The sequence below is a fragment of the Streptomyces sp. NPDC053426 genome (assembly GCF_055585405.1).
The window spans coordinates 1-16,485 of sequence record NZ_JBVJKE010000011.1; the positions used below are offsets into that span (position 1 = coordinate 1).

A 16,485-nucleotide genomic window follows, 5' to 3' on the forward strand; every position below is an offset into this window, starting at 1 on the left:
TGGCGTAGGAGCCCTCGGGGACGGTGTAGTGGTAGGGGTCGTAGCCCCAGTTGTAGGCGTCCTTCGCGGCGGCCTTCGCCACGCACTCCTGCTGCTTGTCGGAGTCGGCCGGGTAGGAGGCGAGGTCGCAGTCGACGGTCTGCTGGTCGGACTTCCTCTCGGGGATGGTGGCGATGTCGAACGCGGGCAGCAGGTGCACGTACGAGGTGCCGGCCTCCGCCAGCTCGCGCAGGTGCTCGCTGCCGTCGCTGTCCTCGTCGGTGAAGGCCAGGTAGGTGCCCCGGTGGTCCGCCGTGCGGTCCGCCACGGAGAAGTCCCGGATGTGCAGCTCCTGGATCTGCGCGTCCTTCAGCGGCACGGCCTTCGGCTTGTCGTACGTCGACCACTCCCGCGGCTTCAGGGACCGGTCGCCGAGGTCGACGACGAGGCTGCGCTCGGAGTCGGTGGTCAGGGCCACCGAGTAGGGGTCGGTGACCTCGTTGGTGACGATCTCGCGGGTGCTGGGCGCCCACACCTTCACCTTGTACCGGTACTCCTCGCCCTTCCAGGAGCGGGGGCCGGTGACGGACCAGACGCCGGTGGCGTCGTCGCGGCGCATCCGGACGGTGCGGCCGCCGATCTCCAGGGAGACGTCCTGCGCGGTCGGCGCCCACACGGAGAGGGTGGGGCGGCCGTGGCGGAACACCGGGCCGAGCTCCGCCTTCGTCGCACCGTCCGCGTAGAGGTCGTCGAGCACGCCCGCGATCTGCACGCCGGTCGCCGCGAGCACGGCACCGTTGGCGGCGCGCTGGGTGGCGACGACCTGACCGCGCAGGGCCTCGCGCACCCGGTCCCGGTCACGCGGGTCGACGGACCAGGCGGTGCCGTCCTTCAGGTGCGGGAACCTCGCCTTCTGGGCGTCGGTGAGCGTCGCGCTCGTCAGCCGGATCCAGCGCGCGTCCTCGCCGGCCAGCGCACCGTCCTGCACCTTGATGGAGCCGGTGCGGGAGGCGAGGAGCTGGGTGGAGGCGGCGGCCTCGGAGCCGTCCCAGACGACGGTGTCCCGGTCGATCCAGACCGCCTTGGAGGTGGTCGGGTCGAGCGCCGCCGCCGAGCCGGCCGGCTGCGGCAGCAGGTACTTCTCCTGGCCGTTCAACAGCCACACCTCGTGGCCGTTGGCCTTGAGGTCCAGCGACTGGTCGGTGGGCAGGTCCTTCTCGTCGCCCTTGTGGAGGATGTAGCTGAGGCTGGTGGCACCCTCGGCGAGCGGCACCTCGAAGACAGCGCCATAGGCATCAGTCTTCACCGGCTCCAGGGGGTTCGACCAGTCGGTGGGGTTCGCGGCACCGGTCCAGGTGTGCAGGCCCCAGCCGTCGTAGTTCCCGTCGGCGCGGTGGTAGTGGAGCACCGCCTTGGTCTCGTCCTGCGCGGGGTATTCGGGCCGTTCGGTGGTGACGGTCTCCTTGCCCTGCTCGATCCAGATCTCGCCGGTCCTGGTGAGGTCGATCGTGCGGTCGGTGGAGACGTCCTTGTTGCCTTCCTTGTCGATGACGAGGAAGCCGAGGTCGGACGCGCCCGGCTTGAGCTTGACGTAGGCGAAGGCGCCGTAGGCGTCGCGGCCGGTGAAGGGGTGGCTGTTCGGCCACTCGGTGGCCTCGCCGTCCGCCAGGTCGCCCCAGGCGTACAGGCCCCAGTCGTCGTAGTCGCCGTCCGCGCGCTTGTAGTGGACGATCGCGTAGTCGCGGGAGGCGGCGGTGGGCGGCTCCTCGAGGGGCGGGGTGCCCGTGGTGGAGGCGGCCAGGGCGCTCGCGGTGCGGCCGGCCGAGTCGATCACGACCGCCTTGTAGCGCAGGGCGGTGCCGGCGGGGACGTCCTCGCCGATGGTGTGGGTGACCTTGTAGGGGGCGTGGTCTGCGGAGCCGAGGGTCCGCCACGTGCCGTCGCCGGTCTGGGCGGCGAAGACGACCCGGTTGAGCTGTCCGCCCTCGACGTCGGCGGTGACCTCGACGGTGCCGGTGGCGCCCGCCTCGGGGGCCTTGAGGGTGACCGTGGGCTTCGCGGCCGGCCCGGCGAGCGGGCCGGACGCCTTGAGGACGATCGCCGAGCCGGCCGGGACGGTGACGGTGATCTTCTTGTCGGCGTCGCTGGTGACGGTGGCGTCGGTGCCGTAGAGGCCCTTGTACGTCATCTTGGCGGAGCCGGTCGCGAAGGTGGCCTGCTTCGCCTCACCGGAGTTGTTGAAGGCGACGACGTACTCGGTGGTGTCCTTGCCCGTGGCGGTGCGGGAGAAGGCGTAGACGCCCGCGCCGTCGGCCGCGTACCGCTCCTGCTGGATGCCGTCGGTGAGGGCCGGGTGGGTCTTGCGGAGCTTGGCGAGAGCACTGATCTGCCGGTAGAGCGGTGCTCGCGTGTCGTAGGTGTCCTCGGCGTGGGTGCGGTCGCTGCCGATCAGGTTGTCGTCGAGGTAGTCAGCCGTACGCGAGGCGAACAGGGTCTGGCGGGCGTCCTTGTCGCCGCCGGCGCCGGTGAAGCCCTGCTCGTCGCCGTAGTAGACGACCGGGTTGCCGCGGCTGAGGAACATCAGCTCGTTGGCGAGCATGTCCTTCTTCAGCAGCTCCGCCTCGGACGCCTGCGGGTTGTCCTGCGTCAGGAACGTCCCGAAGCGGCCCATGTCGTGGTTGCCGAGGAAGGTGACCTGCTCGTAGGCGTTGGCCTTGTCGGTGGCGTACTTGTAGTCGTCGCCGAAGACCGATGCGAGCTTCTTCGCGCTGCCGCCCTGCGAGGCGTACTGCCGCGCCGCCTCCTGGAACGGGAAGTCGAGCGTGGCGTCCAGGCGGCCCCGGGTGACGTACGGGGCGGTGATGTCCGTGTCGGCGGAGTACACCTCGCCGAACATGAAGAAGTCGTCCCGGCCCTTCTTGGCCGCGTAGGCGTCCAGGGCGGTGGCCCACTGGGTCCAGAACTCCATGTTGACGTGCTTCACGGTGTCGATCCGGAAGCCGTCGATGTCGAAGTCCCTGACCCACCGCTGGTAGATCTTCTCCATGCCGTCGACGACCTCGGGACGCTCGGTCCACAGGTCGTCGAGCCCGGAGAAGTCGCCGTACTCGGCGGACTCGCCGGCGAAGGTGGAGTCGCCCCGGTTGTGGTACATCTCCGGGTCGTTGAGCCAGGACGGGACCTTGAGGTCCTCCTTCGCCCCGGGCACGACCGGGGTGCGCGGGAAGGAACCGCCGTCCACGCGCGGGAACTTCCGGAAGCCGTCGGCGTAGTCGGCGTCGTCGAAGGGCTCGCCGTCCTTCGTCAGGTACGGGAAGGCGCCCTTGGAGAGGTAGCCGTAGGACTTCTCCTCGTAGTCGACGACGTCGGCGGTGTGGTTGGTGATGACGTCGAAGAAGACCTTCATGCCCTTGGCGTGGGCCTTGTCGATGAGGGTCTCGAGGTCCTCGTTGGTGCCGAAGTGCGGGTCGACCTGGGTGAAGTCGGTGATCCAGTAACCGTGGTAACCGGCGGAGGCGTCCTTGCCGGTGCCCTGCACGGGCTGGTTCTTGAAGATGGGCGCCATCCAGATGGCGGTGGTGCCGAGCCCCTTGATGTAGTCGAGCCTCTTCGTCAGGCCCTTGAGGTCACCGCCCTGGTAGAAGCCCTTGTCGGTGGGGTCGTACCCGGTGGTGAGGCGGGAGCCGGTCAGTCCGCCGCGGTCGTTCTTCGCGTCGCCGTTGGCGAAACGGTCCGGCAGGACGAAGTAGAACTGCTCGCGGGTCAGATCGTGCCGCGCGGGCGACTTGGCGAGCTTCGCGTCCGAGGGCGGCGCGGGCGGGGTCGCGGCGCTGGCGGCGACCGGCTGCACCAGGGCGGCGGCGAGCGCGGCCACGGTGACGGCGGCGACGCGTCTGCCGCGCGCGGTGCGGCGCCCCGGGGGCGCGGGCCATCTGGGTATCAAGGCGAGAACTCCTTGCGCTTACGGCTCATTTCGGGTCCGACCCCATACGCCGCGGCACGGCCTGTCTCGGCCACGTCACCGGAGCGTCGGCGTGACCGTATCGCCGTTGAAAGCTTTACAGCAAGGGTTCTGAAAGTAACGGTAAGAACTTGCACGGCGTCGTCGGCCGGTGTCGGTGCCCGGCTCCCTACTGGCCCCCATGCGGATCACGGAGGAGACCATCAGACTGGCCCGGCACCGGACGGCCGCCGGTTCCGACCTGCTCGACGGCGCCGTGCCGCCGCCCATCGGCACCGCGCACGGCTACGACGGTCCCTGCCACGAGGTCTTCGCGACCCGGGACCTCGACGAGGTGCTGTACTCCGCCGCCGAGGACGCCGTCCGTCATCTCGCCGAGCACCTCGCGGCGCACTCCCCGGGCGAGGGGCCGGCCGCCGGCCTCGTCACCGGGCAGGCGGAGTCGACGGACCGGATCGACCCCGTCCGGGGACGCCGGTTCCGCGCCAGCGGCACGGACGACGGGCAGGCGGCGCGGCCGTGCGGACGCGACCCGCTGGAGGGCCTCGCCCGGATCGCCCGCTCCTGGCGCGAGCAGGAGCCCTACACCCACCTCGCCTTCTTCCGCGGCGAGAACGTCAGCGCCGAACGGATCGCCCTGCCGCACGGCGCCGACCCCGGGCAGGTCGCCACCGGGACACGGCTGTCGGATCTGCGCGACATGGACGACGGAGGGCGCGAGGGCCCGCCGCTCCGGTCGGAGCGGCGGGCCCTGGGCGGGACTTCGGCGTCAGGCCGTGGTCCACCACACGGTCGTGTCGGCCGGCAGCTTCGCCTCGCCGGCCGTCTCCTCCACCTCACCGCTGGCGAGCAGGACACGGCCGTACGACGGGGTCGTCACCGACTCGCCCGTGGTGTTGGCGACGCACACGAACTCTCCGCGCCGGAAGGCGAGGACGCCCTCGGGGGCGCGCAGCCACTCCACCGCGTCGCCGGCGCCCAGGTCGGCCTGGTCCCGGCGGACGGCGAGCGCGGAGCGGTACAGCTCCAGGGTCGAGTCGGGCGTGCCGGTCTGCGCCTCGACGCTCAGCTCGCCCCAGCCCGCCGGCTGCGGCAGCCAGCTTCCGCCGTCGCCGAAGCCGTACGAGGAGCCCTCGCGGGTCCACGGGATCGGGACGCGGCAGCCGTCGCGGAAGCCGTCCTGGCCGGCGCCCCGGAAGTACGCCGGGTCCTGGCGCACCTCGTCGGGGAGGTCGACGACGTCCGGCAGGCCCAGCTCCTCGCCCTGGTAGACGTAGGCCGAACCGGGCAGCGCCAGCATCAGCAGGGTGGCGGCGCGGGCGCGGCGCAGGCCCAGCTCGCGGTCGCCGGCCAGGCGGATCTGGGTGCCGAGGCCCGCCGGGTTGGCGAAGCGGGTGGCGTGGCGGGTGACGTCGTGGTTGGAGAGGACCCAGGTGGCGGGGGCGCCGACCGGGCGCATGGCGTCCAGGGTGCGGTCGATGACCGTGCGCAGTTCCCCGGCGTCCCAGTGGGTGCCCAGGTACTGGAAGTTGAACGCCTGGTGCAGTTCGTCGGGGCGGACGTAGTTGGCGGTGCGCTCGACGGTCGGGGTCCACGCCTCGGCGACGAAGATGCGCTCTCCGCTGTACTCGTCGAGGATGAGCCGCCACTGGCGGTAGATGTCGTGGACGCCGTCCTGGTCGAAGAACGGCATGACATCGTTGCCCAGCAGCTTCAGTTGCTCATGGGATCCAAGGTCGGGAAGCCCTTCCGCCTTCACCATGCCGTGGGCGACGTCGATGCGGAAGCCGTCCACGCCCATGTCCAGCCAGAAGCGGAGGATGGAGCGGAACTCGTCGCCGACGGCCGGGTGCTCCCAGTTGAAGTCGGGCTGCTCGGGGGCGAACAGGTGCAGGTACCACTCGCCGGGGGTGCCGTCGGGCTCGGTGACGCGGGTCCAGGCGGGGCCGCCGAAGATCGACTCCCAGTCGTTGGGCGGCAGCTCGCCGTCGGCGCCCTTGCCGGGGCGGAAGTGGTAGCGGTCGCGGGAGGGCGAGCCGGGGCCCTCGGCGAGGGCGCGCTTGAACCATTCGTGCTGGTCGGAGGAGTGGTTCGGGACCAGGTCGACGATGATCCTGAGGCCGAGACCGTGGGCGTCCCGGATCAGGGCGTCCGCGTCGAGCAGGGTGCCGAACATGGGGTCGACGGCGCGGTAGTCGGCGACGTCGTAGCCGGCGTCGGCCTGCGGGGAGGCGTAGAAGGGGCTGAGCCACACGGCGTCCACGCCGAGGTCGCGCAGGTACGGCAGGCGGGAGCGGATGCCTTCCAGGTCGCCCATGCCGTCGCCGTTGCTGTCGGCGAAGCTGCGCGGGTACACCTGGTAGATCACCGCGTCCCGCCACCAGTCGCGGCGCCGGGTGACGGTGGCGACGGCCGCGTCGGTGGTGGGGGTCGGGGCCGGGGCGGCGGAGTGCTGCTGGCTCATGTCGTCCTTGATACGAGTGCGGTCGGGAGACGAGTGGGGGTGCGCGGCTGGAGACGAGGCGGCCGCGGTGACGGCGGGGTCGGATGGACACCGCGGCCGCCTACCCGCGCGAGTCAGGCGCGCGGGAGTCGTCGGCCGAAGGGGGTCAGCCCTTCGTGCCGCCGGCGGTGAGGCCGGTGACCAGGTTCTTCTGCACGAGGTAGAAGAACGCGGAGACCGGTATCGCGATCAGGACCGCGGTGGCGGCCATGAGGTTGCGCTGTGCGTCGTGCTCGCTGACGAAGCTCTGCAGACCGACGGCGAGCGTGTACTTCTCGTCGTCGAGCATGAACGTCGTGGCGAAGGCGACCTCGCCGAACGCGGTGATGAAGCTGTAGAACGCGGCGACCGCCAGCCCGGGCTTGGCGAGCGGCAGGATCAGCCGCGCGAACGTGCCGAAGGGGGTCAGCCCGTCGACGCGTCCCGCCTCGTCGATCTCGAACGGGATGGTGTCGAAGTAGCCCTTCATCAGCCAGGCGCAGTACGGCACCGCCGTCGAGCAGTAGACGAGGATGAGTCCAAGGTAACTGTCGACGAGCTGCAGGTCCGAGAGGATCTGGTACATCGGGACCATCAGGACGGCCACGGGGAACATCTGGGTGAGCAGAAGCACCCACATGAACTTCCTGTAGCCCGGGAACCGCATGCGGGAGACCGCGTAGCCGGTGGTGGCGGCGACCAGGACACCGATGAACGTGGTGCCGAGCGAGACGATCAGCGAGCTCTTCAGCCAGTCGAAGAAGTTCGTGTTCTGCAGGACGAACGTGTAGTTGTCCAGCGTCATCTTGCCCCAGATGCCGCCGGGGCGCAGATAGTCGTCCTTGTCGGGGCCGAGGGACAGGAAGACCAGCCAGGCGACCGGGAACAGCGCGATCAGGCTGGCCACGGTCAGCACGCCGTGCGTGGTGAGGCGGGCCAGGAGGCCGCTCTCGCCGCGCCGGCGGGACGGGCGGGGCGCGGGCTTCTCGTCGGCAGGCCGGTCCGCCGGAGCAGTGGTGGTGACGGTGGATGTGCTCATGGGGACTCCTGCCTCAGATCGCGAGCTGCTGCTCATTGCGGTTCAGCCAGCGGCGGTAGAAGGAGGTGAAGACGACGAGGATGGCCAGCAGGAGCATGCCGTAGGCCGCGGACTCGGCGAACTCGCGCGGCTGCTGTCCGAAGCCGAGCTGGTAGGCCCAGGTCACGAGGATCTGTGCCTCCGGGGCGGTGTTGCCGAACAGCAGGAAGATGACGGCGAACTGGTTGAAGGTCCAGATGACGCCGAGCAGGACCACGGTGGAGCTGACCGAGCGCAGGCCGGGCAGGGTGACGTGGCGGAAGCGCTGCCAGGCGTTGGCGCCGTCCATCTCGGCCGCCTCGTACAGGCTGGCGTCGATGGACTGCAGGCCGCCGAGCAGGGAGATCATCATGAACGGCACACCGCACCAGGTGTTGACCATGATGGCGGCGAACCGCTGCCAGAAGGTGTCCTCCAGCCACGCCGGGGTGGGCAGGCCGAGGGCGCTCAGGCCGTCGTTGATGATGCCGGAGTCGGCGAGCATGAAGCGCCAGCCGAAGACGGTGACGAAGGTCGGCACGGCCCACGGCAGGATGAGGACCAGCCGGTAGAGGGTGCGGCCGCGCAGCTTCTGGTTGAGCAGCAGGGCCAGGCCCAGGCCGATGCCGTAGTGCAGGGCGACGCAGGCGGCCGTCCACACGATCGTCCAGATGAACTTGGACCAGAAGCGGTCGTAGGCCGTCTCGCCCCACAGGATGTCGGCGTAGTTGTCGATGCCGATGAACTTGTAGGTGGCCTCGATCTCGTTGACGCCGATGGTGCGGGCCGAGTTCAGGCTGTCGGCGTCGGTGAGGGTGAGGTAGAGCCCGTATGCCAGGGGGTACAGCACGATGACGCCGAGCACGAGCGCCACCGGCGCGATCATGGCGTAGGCGTACCAGTGCTTCTGGTATCCGCGCTTGAGACGGCTGACCGGCCCGGGGCGGGGCGCGCGGTCACCGCGGCGCTTGCCGGTCGCGCGGTCGATGGCGACTGTCATGGTTCGGCACCTTCTGGATGGTCAAGGGGTACGGCACACAGGCCGGCGACCGCCGGACCCTCCCCTCCTGGAAACGGGTCCGGCGGCCACACGGGCGTTACTTGCTGAAGTCCGGCACCAGCTTGGCGATCGCGGTCTCCGCGTCACCGAGGCCCTTGTCCAGGGACTCCTTGCCGCTCGCGATCTGCGGCAGCTCGTCGTCCAGGGGGCCCCACAGGGAGCTGTACTCGGGCAGGGCCGGGCGCGGCTGGGCGGCGGAGAGGACCGTCTGGTAGCCGGCGATGCCCGGGTCGGCCTTGACCGCGTCGGTGTAGGCGTCGTCGCGGGTGGGCAGCGTGGAGTTCTTCAGCGCGACGGTCTCCTGCGCCTTGGCCGAGGTCATGAAGTTGACGAACTTCAGCGCGGCGGCCTGCTTGTCCTTGCTGGAGCCGGCGTAGACGGAGAGGTTGTGGCCGCCGGTCGGGGCGCCCGCCTTGCCGGTGGAGCCGGCCGGGACGGTGACGATGCCGAGGTTGTTCTTGTCCTTGAACGCGGAGCCCTTGTAGAAGTTGGTGATCTCCCACGGGCCCTGGATGATCGAGGCGACCTTGCCGTTGATGAACGCGTCCTGGATGTGCGCGTAGGCGTCGGCGGTGACGTCGGCCTTGTGCAGGCCCTTGCCGTCGAAGAGGTCCAGCCAGGTGCCGTACGCCTTCTCGGCGGCGGGCGACTTGACGGTGACCTTCTTGGCGTCGACGTCGACGGTGTCGGTGCCCTCGCCGTACAGGAACGGCTGGGCGTAGTAGCCGGCGGTGGAACCCCAGTAGCCGTCGACGCCGGTCTTGTCCTTGATGGTGGCGGCGGCCTTCTTCAGGTCGTCCCAGGTCTTGGGGGCCTCGACGCCGGCCTTCTCGAACAGGGCCTTGTTGTACACGAAGGCGAGGGTGTCGGTGACCAGCGGGACGCCGTAGGTCTTGCCCTCGTACTTGGCCTGCTCGATCAGGTTGGGCTTGAACTTGTCCTGCTCGGCGAGGGCCTCGGTGCCGTCCAGCGGCAGCAGGAAGCTCTTCTTGGCGAAGGCGGGGGTCCAGCCGACCTCGGCGCGCAGCACGTCGGGGGCGCCCGACGCGCCGGCGGCGGTGTCGAACTTGTTCTGCGCCTGGTCGAAGGGGACGTTGACGTACTCGACCTTGATGTCCTTGTTGGCGGCCTCGAACTCCTTGACCAGGGCCTTGTACGTCGGCGCCTCGTTGGTCGCGTTGGAGGTGTCCCACCAGGTGATGGTGACCGGGCCGCCGGCCGAGTCGCCGCTGTCGCTGTCGCCGCCGCAGGCCGTCGCCGCGAGGGCGAGGGACGCCACCAGCGCGGTGGCCGCTATGCCACGCCGCATGAGGTTCTCCTTGAGGGTGAAAGCCCGTGTGGTGCAGGGTCGGCCCCGTCTGCCGTCCTGCTGACTTGCCGAGGGCGCCGTTGCCGCCGCCGGGCGACGTGAACGTAACAGCGCTGGAACCTTTTCGAAAGACCTTGCAGAAAAGTTTTGCAAGAGCCGCTGAGAGTTATGCCGCCGTGACCTGTTCTCGACCGCCCGGCAACCCGGGTTTCCGCCCGTACGACAGGGGTTCGGACTGTTGTGCAAGACTCTGCAAGCACTTGCCATCCGTTGCCGCCGGGGGAATCATCCGTTGCGGACCGGACGCCGACCACGACTTGAGGGACCGCGATGACCCAGCAGCCCACAGCGGGCCGTTCGACGGCGCGCACCAGGCGTCCGATCGGTGTGCAAGGGGAGAACCGGCAGCTACAGTCCAGTCCTGTGACCACACGCCTTGCCGATATCGCTGCTCAGGCGGGGGTGAGCGAGGCGACCGTCAGCCGCGTCCTCAACGGCAAGCCGGGCGTCGCCGCCACCACCCGCCAGTCCGTGCTCGCCGCCCTCGACGTCCTCGGCTACGAGCGCCCGGTGCGGCTGCGGCAGCGCAGCGAGGGCCTGGTCGGTCTGATCACCCCGGAGCTGGAGAACCCGATCTTCCCGGCGCTGGCCCAGGTCATCGGGCAGGCGCTGACCCGGCAGGGCTACACGCCGGTGCTCGCCACCCAGACCCCGGGCGGGTCGACGGAGGACGAGCTCACCGAGATGCTCGTGGACCGCGGGGTGGCCGGCATCATCTACGTCTCCGGACTGCACGCGGACACCACCGCCGACACCCAGCGCTACGAGCGGCTGCGGGCGCAGGGCGTGCCGTTCGTGCTCGTGGACGGTTTCTCGCCGAAGGTGCAGGCGCCGTTCATCTCCCCCGACGACCGGGCCGCGATGGCGCTCGCCGTCACCCACCTCGCCTCCCTCGGCCACACCCGGATCGGGCTGGCGCTCGGGCCGAAGCGGTTCGTGCCGGTGCAGCGCAAGATCGAGGGTTTCGTGCGCGCCGTGCAGGAGCAGCTCGGCCTGAGCGCCGAGACGGTCGAGACCGAGCTGGTCCAGCACTCGCTGTACACGCTGGAGGGCGGCCAGGCCGCCGCCACCGCGCTGATGGACCGCGACTGCACGGCGGTGGTGTGCGCGAGCGACATGATGGCGCTGGGCGCGATACGGGCGGCCCGGCAGCGCGGTCTGGACGTGCCGAAGGACATCTCGGTGGTCGGCTTCGACGACTCCCCGCTGATCGCCTTCACCGACCCGCCGCTGACCACGGTCCGCAAGCCGGTCCCGGCGATGGGCCAGGCCGCGGTGCGCACGCTGCTGGAGGAGATCGGCGGAACGCCCGCGCCGCACAGCGAGTTCGTGTTCATGCCGGAACTGGTGGTGCGCGGTTCGACCGCTTCGGCCCCCGGCGACCGGAACCGTCCCGGCTGACGGTCGCGGCCCGCCTCACGCGGACCCGTCCGGCCCGGTGGGGAGTGAGGACCAGAAACGGCGCAGCACCCCCGCGACGCGGTCGGGGTCCTGGAGCATCCACCCGTGGGTGAGGCCGTCGAGTTCCGTCAGCCCGGCGCCGAGTCGGCGCGCCATGTCCTGGTCGGCCGTGAGCCGCGTCATGGGATCGCCGGTCGGCACCAGGACCAGTCCCGGTGCCTTGGTGGGGCGGTCGAGGTCCTGTCCCCGGTCGGCGTGGAGATCGGGCGTGGCCGAGCGGTAGAGCAGCAGGGCGGCCTCGCTCGTCTCCGCGTCGTGGGCGTCGTCGATCTCCTTCGCCATGCCGGGGTTCATCCCTTGGGACATGAGGTGGTCGCCGAAGGTCAGGCCACTGCGGAAAGACGCTTCGCGGGCCGCGGCCAGCGACCGCTCCCCCTCGGGGCTCTTCTGCCACAGGGCGGCCGCCTCGTGCCACCGGTAGTCGGGGTGCCAGCCGTACGCGACGTCGCACACCCGGCTGCGTACCGGGACGTCGTGGGCGGAGACGACCCGTATCGCCAGGTGGGCGCCCCGGTCGTGGCCGACGACGTCGACCGGTCCGTCGACGGCCCGCAGCTCCTCGGCGGGCCGGGCCGCGTATCCCTCCTCGTCCCGCAGGCCGTCCGGGCGGGCACCGCCGAAGCCCGGCCCCCGCCCTCACCGGCGAGAACCTGCTGAAACCGCGGTGCGGACTGTTCCAGGCCATCAGCGAGCACCCGGCCGACCGACAGGCCTCCGCGACCGACGCCTGCCTCCGCCTCCTCCAGGCCGGCCTCACGTCCGCGCCCGTCCCGTAGGACCTGCCGTCCGGACCGGACCCCGACGGTGCGCCGGACCGGCCTAGTCCCCTGGTAGGAGAACGCGGGCACATCCCCTACGAGGGCATGCGGGCAGAGCCCGACCGGGGGATGATCTGGGGGAGGGTCTTTTCTGGCAGACTCTGGCCCATGGGTGACACGACGGTGACAACGCTGGAAGGCCGGCAAGAGGCCGCAGCGCACCCCGTCGCGGAAGAGACGGGGCCGGGCCGCCTGCGCCGTCTGCGCACCCCCCGCCGGCCCCGGCTGTGGTTCGAGATCCTGCTGATCGCGGTGAGTTACTGGACGTACTCGCTCGTCCGCAACGCCGTGCCGGAACAGCGGGCCGAGGCGCTGCGCAACGCCGACTGGATCTGGCGGCTCGAACAGCAACTGGGCCTCGCCGTCGAGGAGTCCGTCAACCACGCCGTGAACTCGGTGACTTGGCTCATCGTCGGCATGAACTATTACTACGCCACCCTGCACTTCGTGGTGACGCTGGGTGTCCTGGTGTGGCTCTACCGTGGTCATCCCGGCCGGTACGCGGCGACCCGCCTGGTCCTCTTCACCACCACCGGCATCGCCCTCGTCGGCTACTACCTGTATCCGCTCGCCCCGCCCCGGCTGATGAACGGCCAGGACTTCGTCGACACCGTCATGGTCCACCAGACGTGGGGGTCGATGGCCTCCGGCGATCTGAAGAACATGTCGAACCAGTACGCCGCGATGCCGTCGATGCACATCGGCTGGTCGGTGTGGTGCGGGCTGACGATCTTCGCGCTGGCCACCGTCCCCTGGGTGCGGGTGCTGGGCCTGGTGTACCCGGCGGCCACGCTGGTGGTCATCGTCGCCACCGCCAACCACTTCTGGCTGGACGCGGTGGGCGGCGTCCTCTGCCTGGCCTTCGGCTACGGCATCGCACTGCTCTGGTACGGCCGTCAGCCGTACGCCCTGCCGAGGCGGGTGCCCGGACAGCGGAAACGGGAGCCGGACCGGATCCCGGTGCCGAAACAGGGCTAACCCGGTGGGACCGGGCGGCACCCCTCGAGGGCCTGGGCTCCTGCCCCGGGCGACGGCCGAACCGCCGCCCTTGTCGGGGAGACGGGGCAACGCCGCCCCGTACGACACGACGGGCCGGGGCGGCCTCAGGGGGGCCGGGCCCCGTCGGAGGGGTCACAGCCCCCCGTAGAACAGCTCCTCCACCACGCCCCGCGCCCGCCGCGCCGTACGCCGGTACGCGTCGAGCATGTCGCCGGCGTGGCCGGGGCCGTAGCCCAGGTAGCGGCCGACGGCGCCCAGTTCGCGGGGGACGGTGGGGAAGGTGTCCCCGGCCCGGCCCCGGACCAGCATCACCGCGTTGCGCACGCGGGTGGCGAGCACCCAGGCCTCGTCGAGGGTGGAGGCGTCGTCCTCGGAGATCAGCCCGGCCGCGCGGGCGGCGGCCAGCGCCTGCCGCGTGCGGGTCGTGCGCAGGCCCGGCACCTCGGCGCCGTGCCGCAGCTGGAAGAGCTGCACGGTCCACTCCACGTCGGACAGCCCGCCCGGCCCGAGCTTGGCGTGCAGCTTGGGGTCGGCGCCGCGCGGCAGCCGCTCGGACTCCATACGGGCCTTCAGCCGCCGGATCTCGCGGACGGCCTCCTCGTCGAGCCCGGCGGCCGGATAGCGCAGCGGGTCGATCAGCCCGGTGAAGCGGCGGCCCAGGTCCTCGTCCCCGGCGACGTGCTCGGCGCGCAGCAGCGCGTGCCGCTCCCACACCAGCGACCAGCGGCGGTAGTACGCCTCGTACGACTTGAGCGTGCGCACCAGCGGGCCGGACTTGCCCTCCGGGCGCAGGTCGGCGTCGACGATCAGGGGCGGGTCGGCGCTCGGTATCTGCAGCAGGCGGCGCATCTCGGCGACCACCTTGCCCGCGGCCTCGGCGGCCTCCCGCTCGTCCACGCCGTCGCGCGGTTCGTGCACGAACAGGACGTCCGCGTCGGAGCCGTAGCCCAGCTCGTGCCCGCCGAAGCGGCCCATGCCGATGATCGCGAACCGGGTGGGGAGGGTGTCGCCCCAGCCCTCGCGGACCACCGCGCGGAGCGTGCCGGCGAGGGTGGCGGCCGTCAGGTCGGACACCGCGCCGCCCACCAGGTCCACCAGGGCGCCCTGGTCGGCCTCGGCGGGCTGCGACTCGGTGCCGTAGGAGCCGACGATGTCGGCGGCGGACGTACGGAACAGTTCGCGGCGGCGCACCCCGCGGGCGGCCGTGACGCCCTGGACGGCGTTGTCGGCGCGGCGGACGGCGGCGAGGATCTCCTGCTCCAGATGGGCGCGGGGCCGCGGTTCGAGCCCGCCGCCCCCGTCGCCGAGCAGCGCCACCGCCTCGGGGGCGCGCATCAGCAGGTCGGGGGCGAGCCGCCCGGCGGACAGCACGCGGGCCAGGTTCTCGGCGGCGGCGCCCTCGTCGCGCAGCAGCCGCAGGTACCAGGGCGTCTTGCCGAGCGCGTCGGAGACCTTGCGGAAGGTGAGCAGACCGGCGTCCGGGTCGGCGGAGTCCGCGAACCAGCCGAGCAGCACCGGCAGCAGGGTGCGCTGGATGGCGGCCTTGCGGGTGACCCCGGACGCCAGCGCCTCCAGGTGGCGCAGCGCGGCGGCCGGATCGGCGTACCCGAGCGCGATCAGCCGCTCCCGCGCGGCCTCGGCGCTGAGCCGGGCCTCGCCGGGGGCGAGCGCGGCGACGGCGTCCAGCAGCGGCCGGTAGAACAGCTTCTCGTGCAGCCGCCGCACGACGGAGGCGTGCCGCTTCCACTCCCGGGTCAGGGTGGCGACCGGGTCGGTGCGCAGGTCGAGGGAGCGGCCCAGGCGGCGCAGGTCCGCCTCGTCCTCGGGGACGAGGTGGGTGCGGCGCAGCCGGTGGAGCTGGATGCGGTGCTCCATGGAGCGCAGGAAGCGGTAGGCGTCGTCGAGCTGGGCGGCGTCCGCGCGGCCGACGTAGCCGCCGGCGGCGAGGGCCTTCAGCGCGTCGAGGGTGGTGCCGCTGCGCAGCGAGGCGTCGGAGCGGCCGTGCACCAGTTGCAGCAGCTGCACCGCGAACTCGACGTCCCGCAGGCCCCCCGGGCCCAGCTTGAGCTGGCGGTCGATCTCGGCGGCGGGGATGTTCGCCACCACCCGGCGGCGCATCTTCTGCACGTCGGCGACGAAGTTCTCCCGCTCGGCGGCCCCCCACACCAGCGGCTGGAGCGCGGCGACGTACTCCTCGCCGAGCGCGAGGTCGCCGGCGACCGGGCGGGCCTTGAGCAGCGCCTGGAACTCCCAGGTCTTGGCCCAGCGCTGGTAGTAGGCGAGGTGGGAGGCGAGGGTGCGCACCAGCGGCCCGTTGCGGCCCTCGGGGCGGAGGTTGGCGTCGACGGGCCAGATGGAGCCCTCGACGGTGGTCTCGGAGCAGATCCGCATCATGTGCGCGGCGAGCCGGGTCGCGGCGCGCAGCGCCTTGTCCTCGTCGGCCCCGTCCACCGCCTCGCCGACGAAGACGACGTCGACGTCGGAGACGTAGTTCAGCTCGTGTCCCCCGCACTTGCCCAGCGCGATCACCGCGAGCCGGCACAGCGCGGCGTCCCCGGGCGCGGCGGCCCCGGCGAGGGCGAGGGCGGCGCGCAGGGTGGCGGTGGCGAGGTCGGCGAGCTCGGCGGCGGTCTGGGCGACCTCGATGGTGCCGCAGACGTCACGGGCGGCGATGGACAGCAGACAGCGCCGGTAGGCGACGCGCAGCGAGACCGGGTCGCCGGCCCCGGCGAGGCCCCGCTCGAACTCCTCGACGCCCGGGTGCAGGTCGCGCGGCTCGTAGGTGACGAGGGCCTGCCAGTCGCTCGGGTGCCGGGCCAGGTGGTCGGCGAGCGCCTCGGACGCGCCGAGCACCCCGAGCAGCCGGTCCCGCAGCGGCTTGGCGGCGATCAGCGTGTCCAGCAGCTCCTGGCGTGCGGTGGGCCCGTCCTGCGCCTCCAGCAGCCGCACCAGGCCCCGCAGCGCGAGATCGGGGTCGGCGGTGGCGCCGAGGGCGTCCAGCAGTACGGGGTCGTTGCGCACCAGCGCGAGTCCGGCGCTGTCGAGCAGCCGCTCGGCTGCGGACGGATCGGTGAAACCGTGCCGCAGCAGCCGCGTGAAGGTACTGCTCCTGCGCCCCGGCGCCGACGTCATCCCCGGCCTCCCTCGTGCCTCGTGCCTGTGCCCGCCGCACATGCCTCGGATCAGGGTCGTACGGCCATGAGCCTATCCGGAGTACGGGGCCCTGGCCCGGGGCGTGGCGAGACATGCCTCTGTCGGCATTTCGGTGGCGCGGCGGACGGTTTTCGGATTCGGTGGGG

Annotated in this window: 10 protein-coding genes; 2 read left to right on the forward strand and 8 right to left on the reverse strand. The window is 71.5% G+C overall.

The annotated features are described in order from the left end of the window. From ACZ62B_RS22285 to ACZ62B_RS22310, 6 genes are all read right to left on the reverse strand, one after another. The coding region (locus ACZ62B_RS22285) for an alpha-amylase family glycosyl hydrolase (RefSeq protein WP_469691818.1) at nt 1-3,922 on the reverse strand (3,922 nt) is incomplete at its 3' end. 187 nt (nt 3,923-4,109) lie between these two features. After that, entirely contained in the window at nt 4,110-4,532 is a 423-nt protein-coding gene (locus ACZ62B_RS22290; protein WP_468724217.1) for a hypothetical protein, read from the reverse strand. A 177-nt stretch (nt 4,533-4,709) separates the two neighbouring features. After that, nucleotides 4,710-6,404, reverse strand: a complete 1,695-nt coding sequence (locus tag ACZ62B_RS22295) for a glycoside hydrolase family 13 protein (protein WP_344565058.1) — start codon at nt 6,402-6,404, stop codon at nt 4,710-4,712. Between the two features lie 145 nt (nt 6,405-6,549). Next, the gene (locus ACZ62B_RS22300) at nt 6,550-7,461 is read right to left on the reverse strand and encodes a sugar ABC transporter permease (RefSeq protein ID WP_344565056.1); all 912 of its coding nucleotides are present in this window, start codon (nt 7,459-7,461) and stop codon (nt 6,550-6,552) included. Between the two features lie 13 nt (nt 7,462-7,474). Then, nucleotides 7,475-8,479 (reverse strand): carbohydrate ABC transporter permease, encoded by a 1,005-nt coding sequence (locus ACZ62B_RS22305; RefSeq protein ID WP_344565054.1) that lies wholly within the window; start codon nt 8,477-8,479, stop codon nt 7,475-7,477. A gap of 97 nt (nt 8,480-8,576) precedes the next feature. Beyond that, nucleotides 8,577-9,848 (reverse strand): extracellular solute-binding protein, encoded by a 1,272-nt coding sequence (locus ACZ62B_RS22310; protein WP_344565052.1) that lies wholly within the window; start codon nt 9,846-9,848, stop codon nt 8,577-8,579. A gap of 423 nt (nt 9,849-10,271) precedes the next feature. Here ACZ62B_RS22310 and ACZ62B_RS22315 point away from each other — a divergent pair, with 423 nt between their 5' ends. After that, nucleotides 10,272-11,309, forward strand: a complete 1,038-nt coding sequence (locus ACZ62B_RS22315) for a LacI family DNA-binding transcriptional regulator (protein WP_344565050.1) — start codon at nt 10,272-10,274, stop codon at nt 11,307-11,309. 15 nt (nt 11,310-11,324) lie between these two features. Here the strand turns inward: ACZ62B_RS22315 and ACZ62B_RS22320 are convergent, their stop codons facing one another. After that, a complete protein-coding gene (locus ACZ62B_RS22320) occupies nt 11,325-11,966 on the reverse strand; it encodes an alpha/beta fold hydrolase (RefSeq protein ID WP_344565085.1) in 642 nt (213 codons plus the stop codon). A 329-nt stretch (nt 11,967-12,295) separates the two neighbouring features. On the opposite strand from ACZ62B_RS22320, the gene ACZ62B_RS22325 reads away from it, so the two are divergent. After that, nucleotides 12,296-13,165, forward strand: coding sequence for a phosphatase PAP2 family protein (locus ACZ62B_RS22325; protein WP_344565046.1), 870 nt, complete (start codon nt 12,296-12,298; stop codon nt 13,163-13,165). 153 nt (nt 13,166-13,318) lie between these two features. On the opposite strand, the gene ACZ62B_RS22330 is transcribed toward ACZ62B_RS22325, so the two are convergent. After that, the gene (locus tag ACZ62B_RS22330) at nt 13,319-16,318 is read right to left on the reverse strand and encodes a bifunctional [glutamine synthetase] adenylyltransferase/[glutamine synthetase]-adenylyl-L-tyrosine phosphorylase (protein ID WP_344565044.1); all 3,000 of its coding nucleotides are present in this window, start codon (nt 16,316-16,318) and stop codon (nt 13,319-13,321) included. Nucleotides 16,319-16,485 lie beyond the last annotated feature (167 nt).

Bases quoted from the DNA above. Each gene is read 5' to 3' on its own strand.
- ACZ62B_RS22300 (WP_344565056.1), bottom strand. From the start codon at position 7,461: ATGAGCACATCCACCGTCACCACCACTGCTCCGGCGGACCGGCCTGCC.
- ACZ62B_RS22295 (WP_344565058.1), bottom strand. From the start codon at position 6,404: ATGAGCCAGCAGCACTCCGCCGCCCCGGCCCCGACCCCCACCACCGAC.
- ACZ62B_RS22330 (WP_344565044.1), bottom strand. From the start codon at position 16,318: ATGACGTCGGCGCCGGGGCGCAGGAGCAGTACCTTCACGCGGCTGCTG.
- ACZ62B_RS22305 (WP_344565054.1), bottom strand. From the start codon at position 8,479: ATGACAGTCGCCATCGACCGCGCGACCGGCAAGCGCCGCGGTGACCGC.
- ACZ62B_RS22325 (WP_344565046.1), top strand. From the start codon at position 12,296: ATGGGTGACACGACGGTGACAACGCTGGAAGGCCGGCAAGAGGCCGCA.
- ACZ62B_RS22310 (WP_344565052.1), bottom strand. From the start codon at position 9,848: ATGCGGCGTGGCATAGCGGCCACCGCGCTGGTGGCGTCCCTCGCCCTC.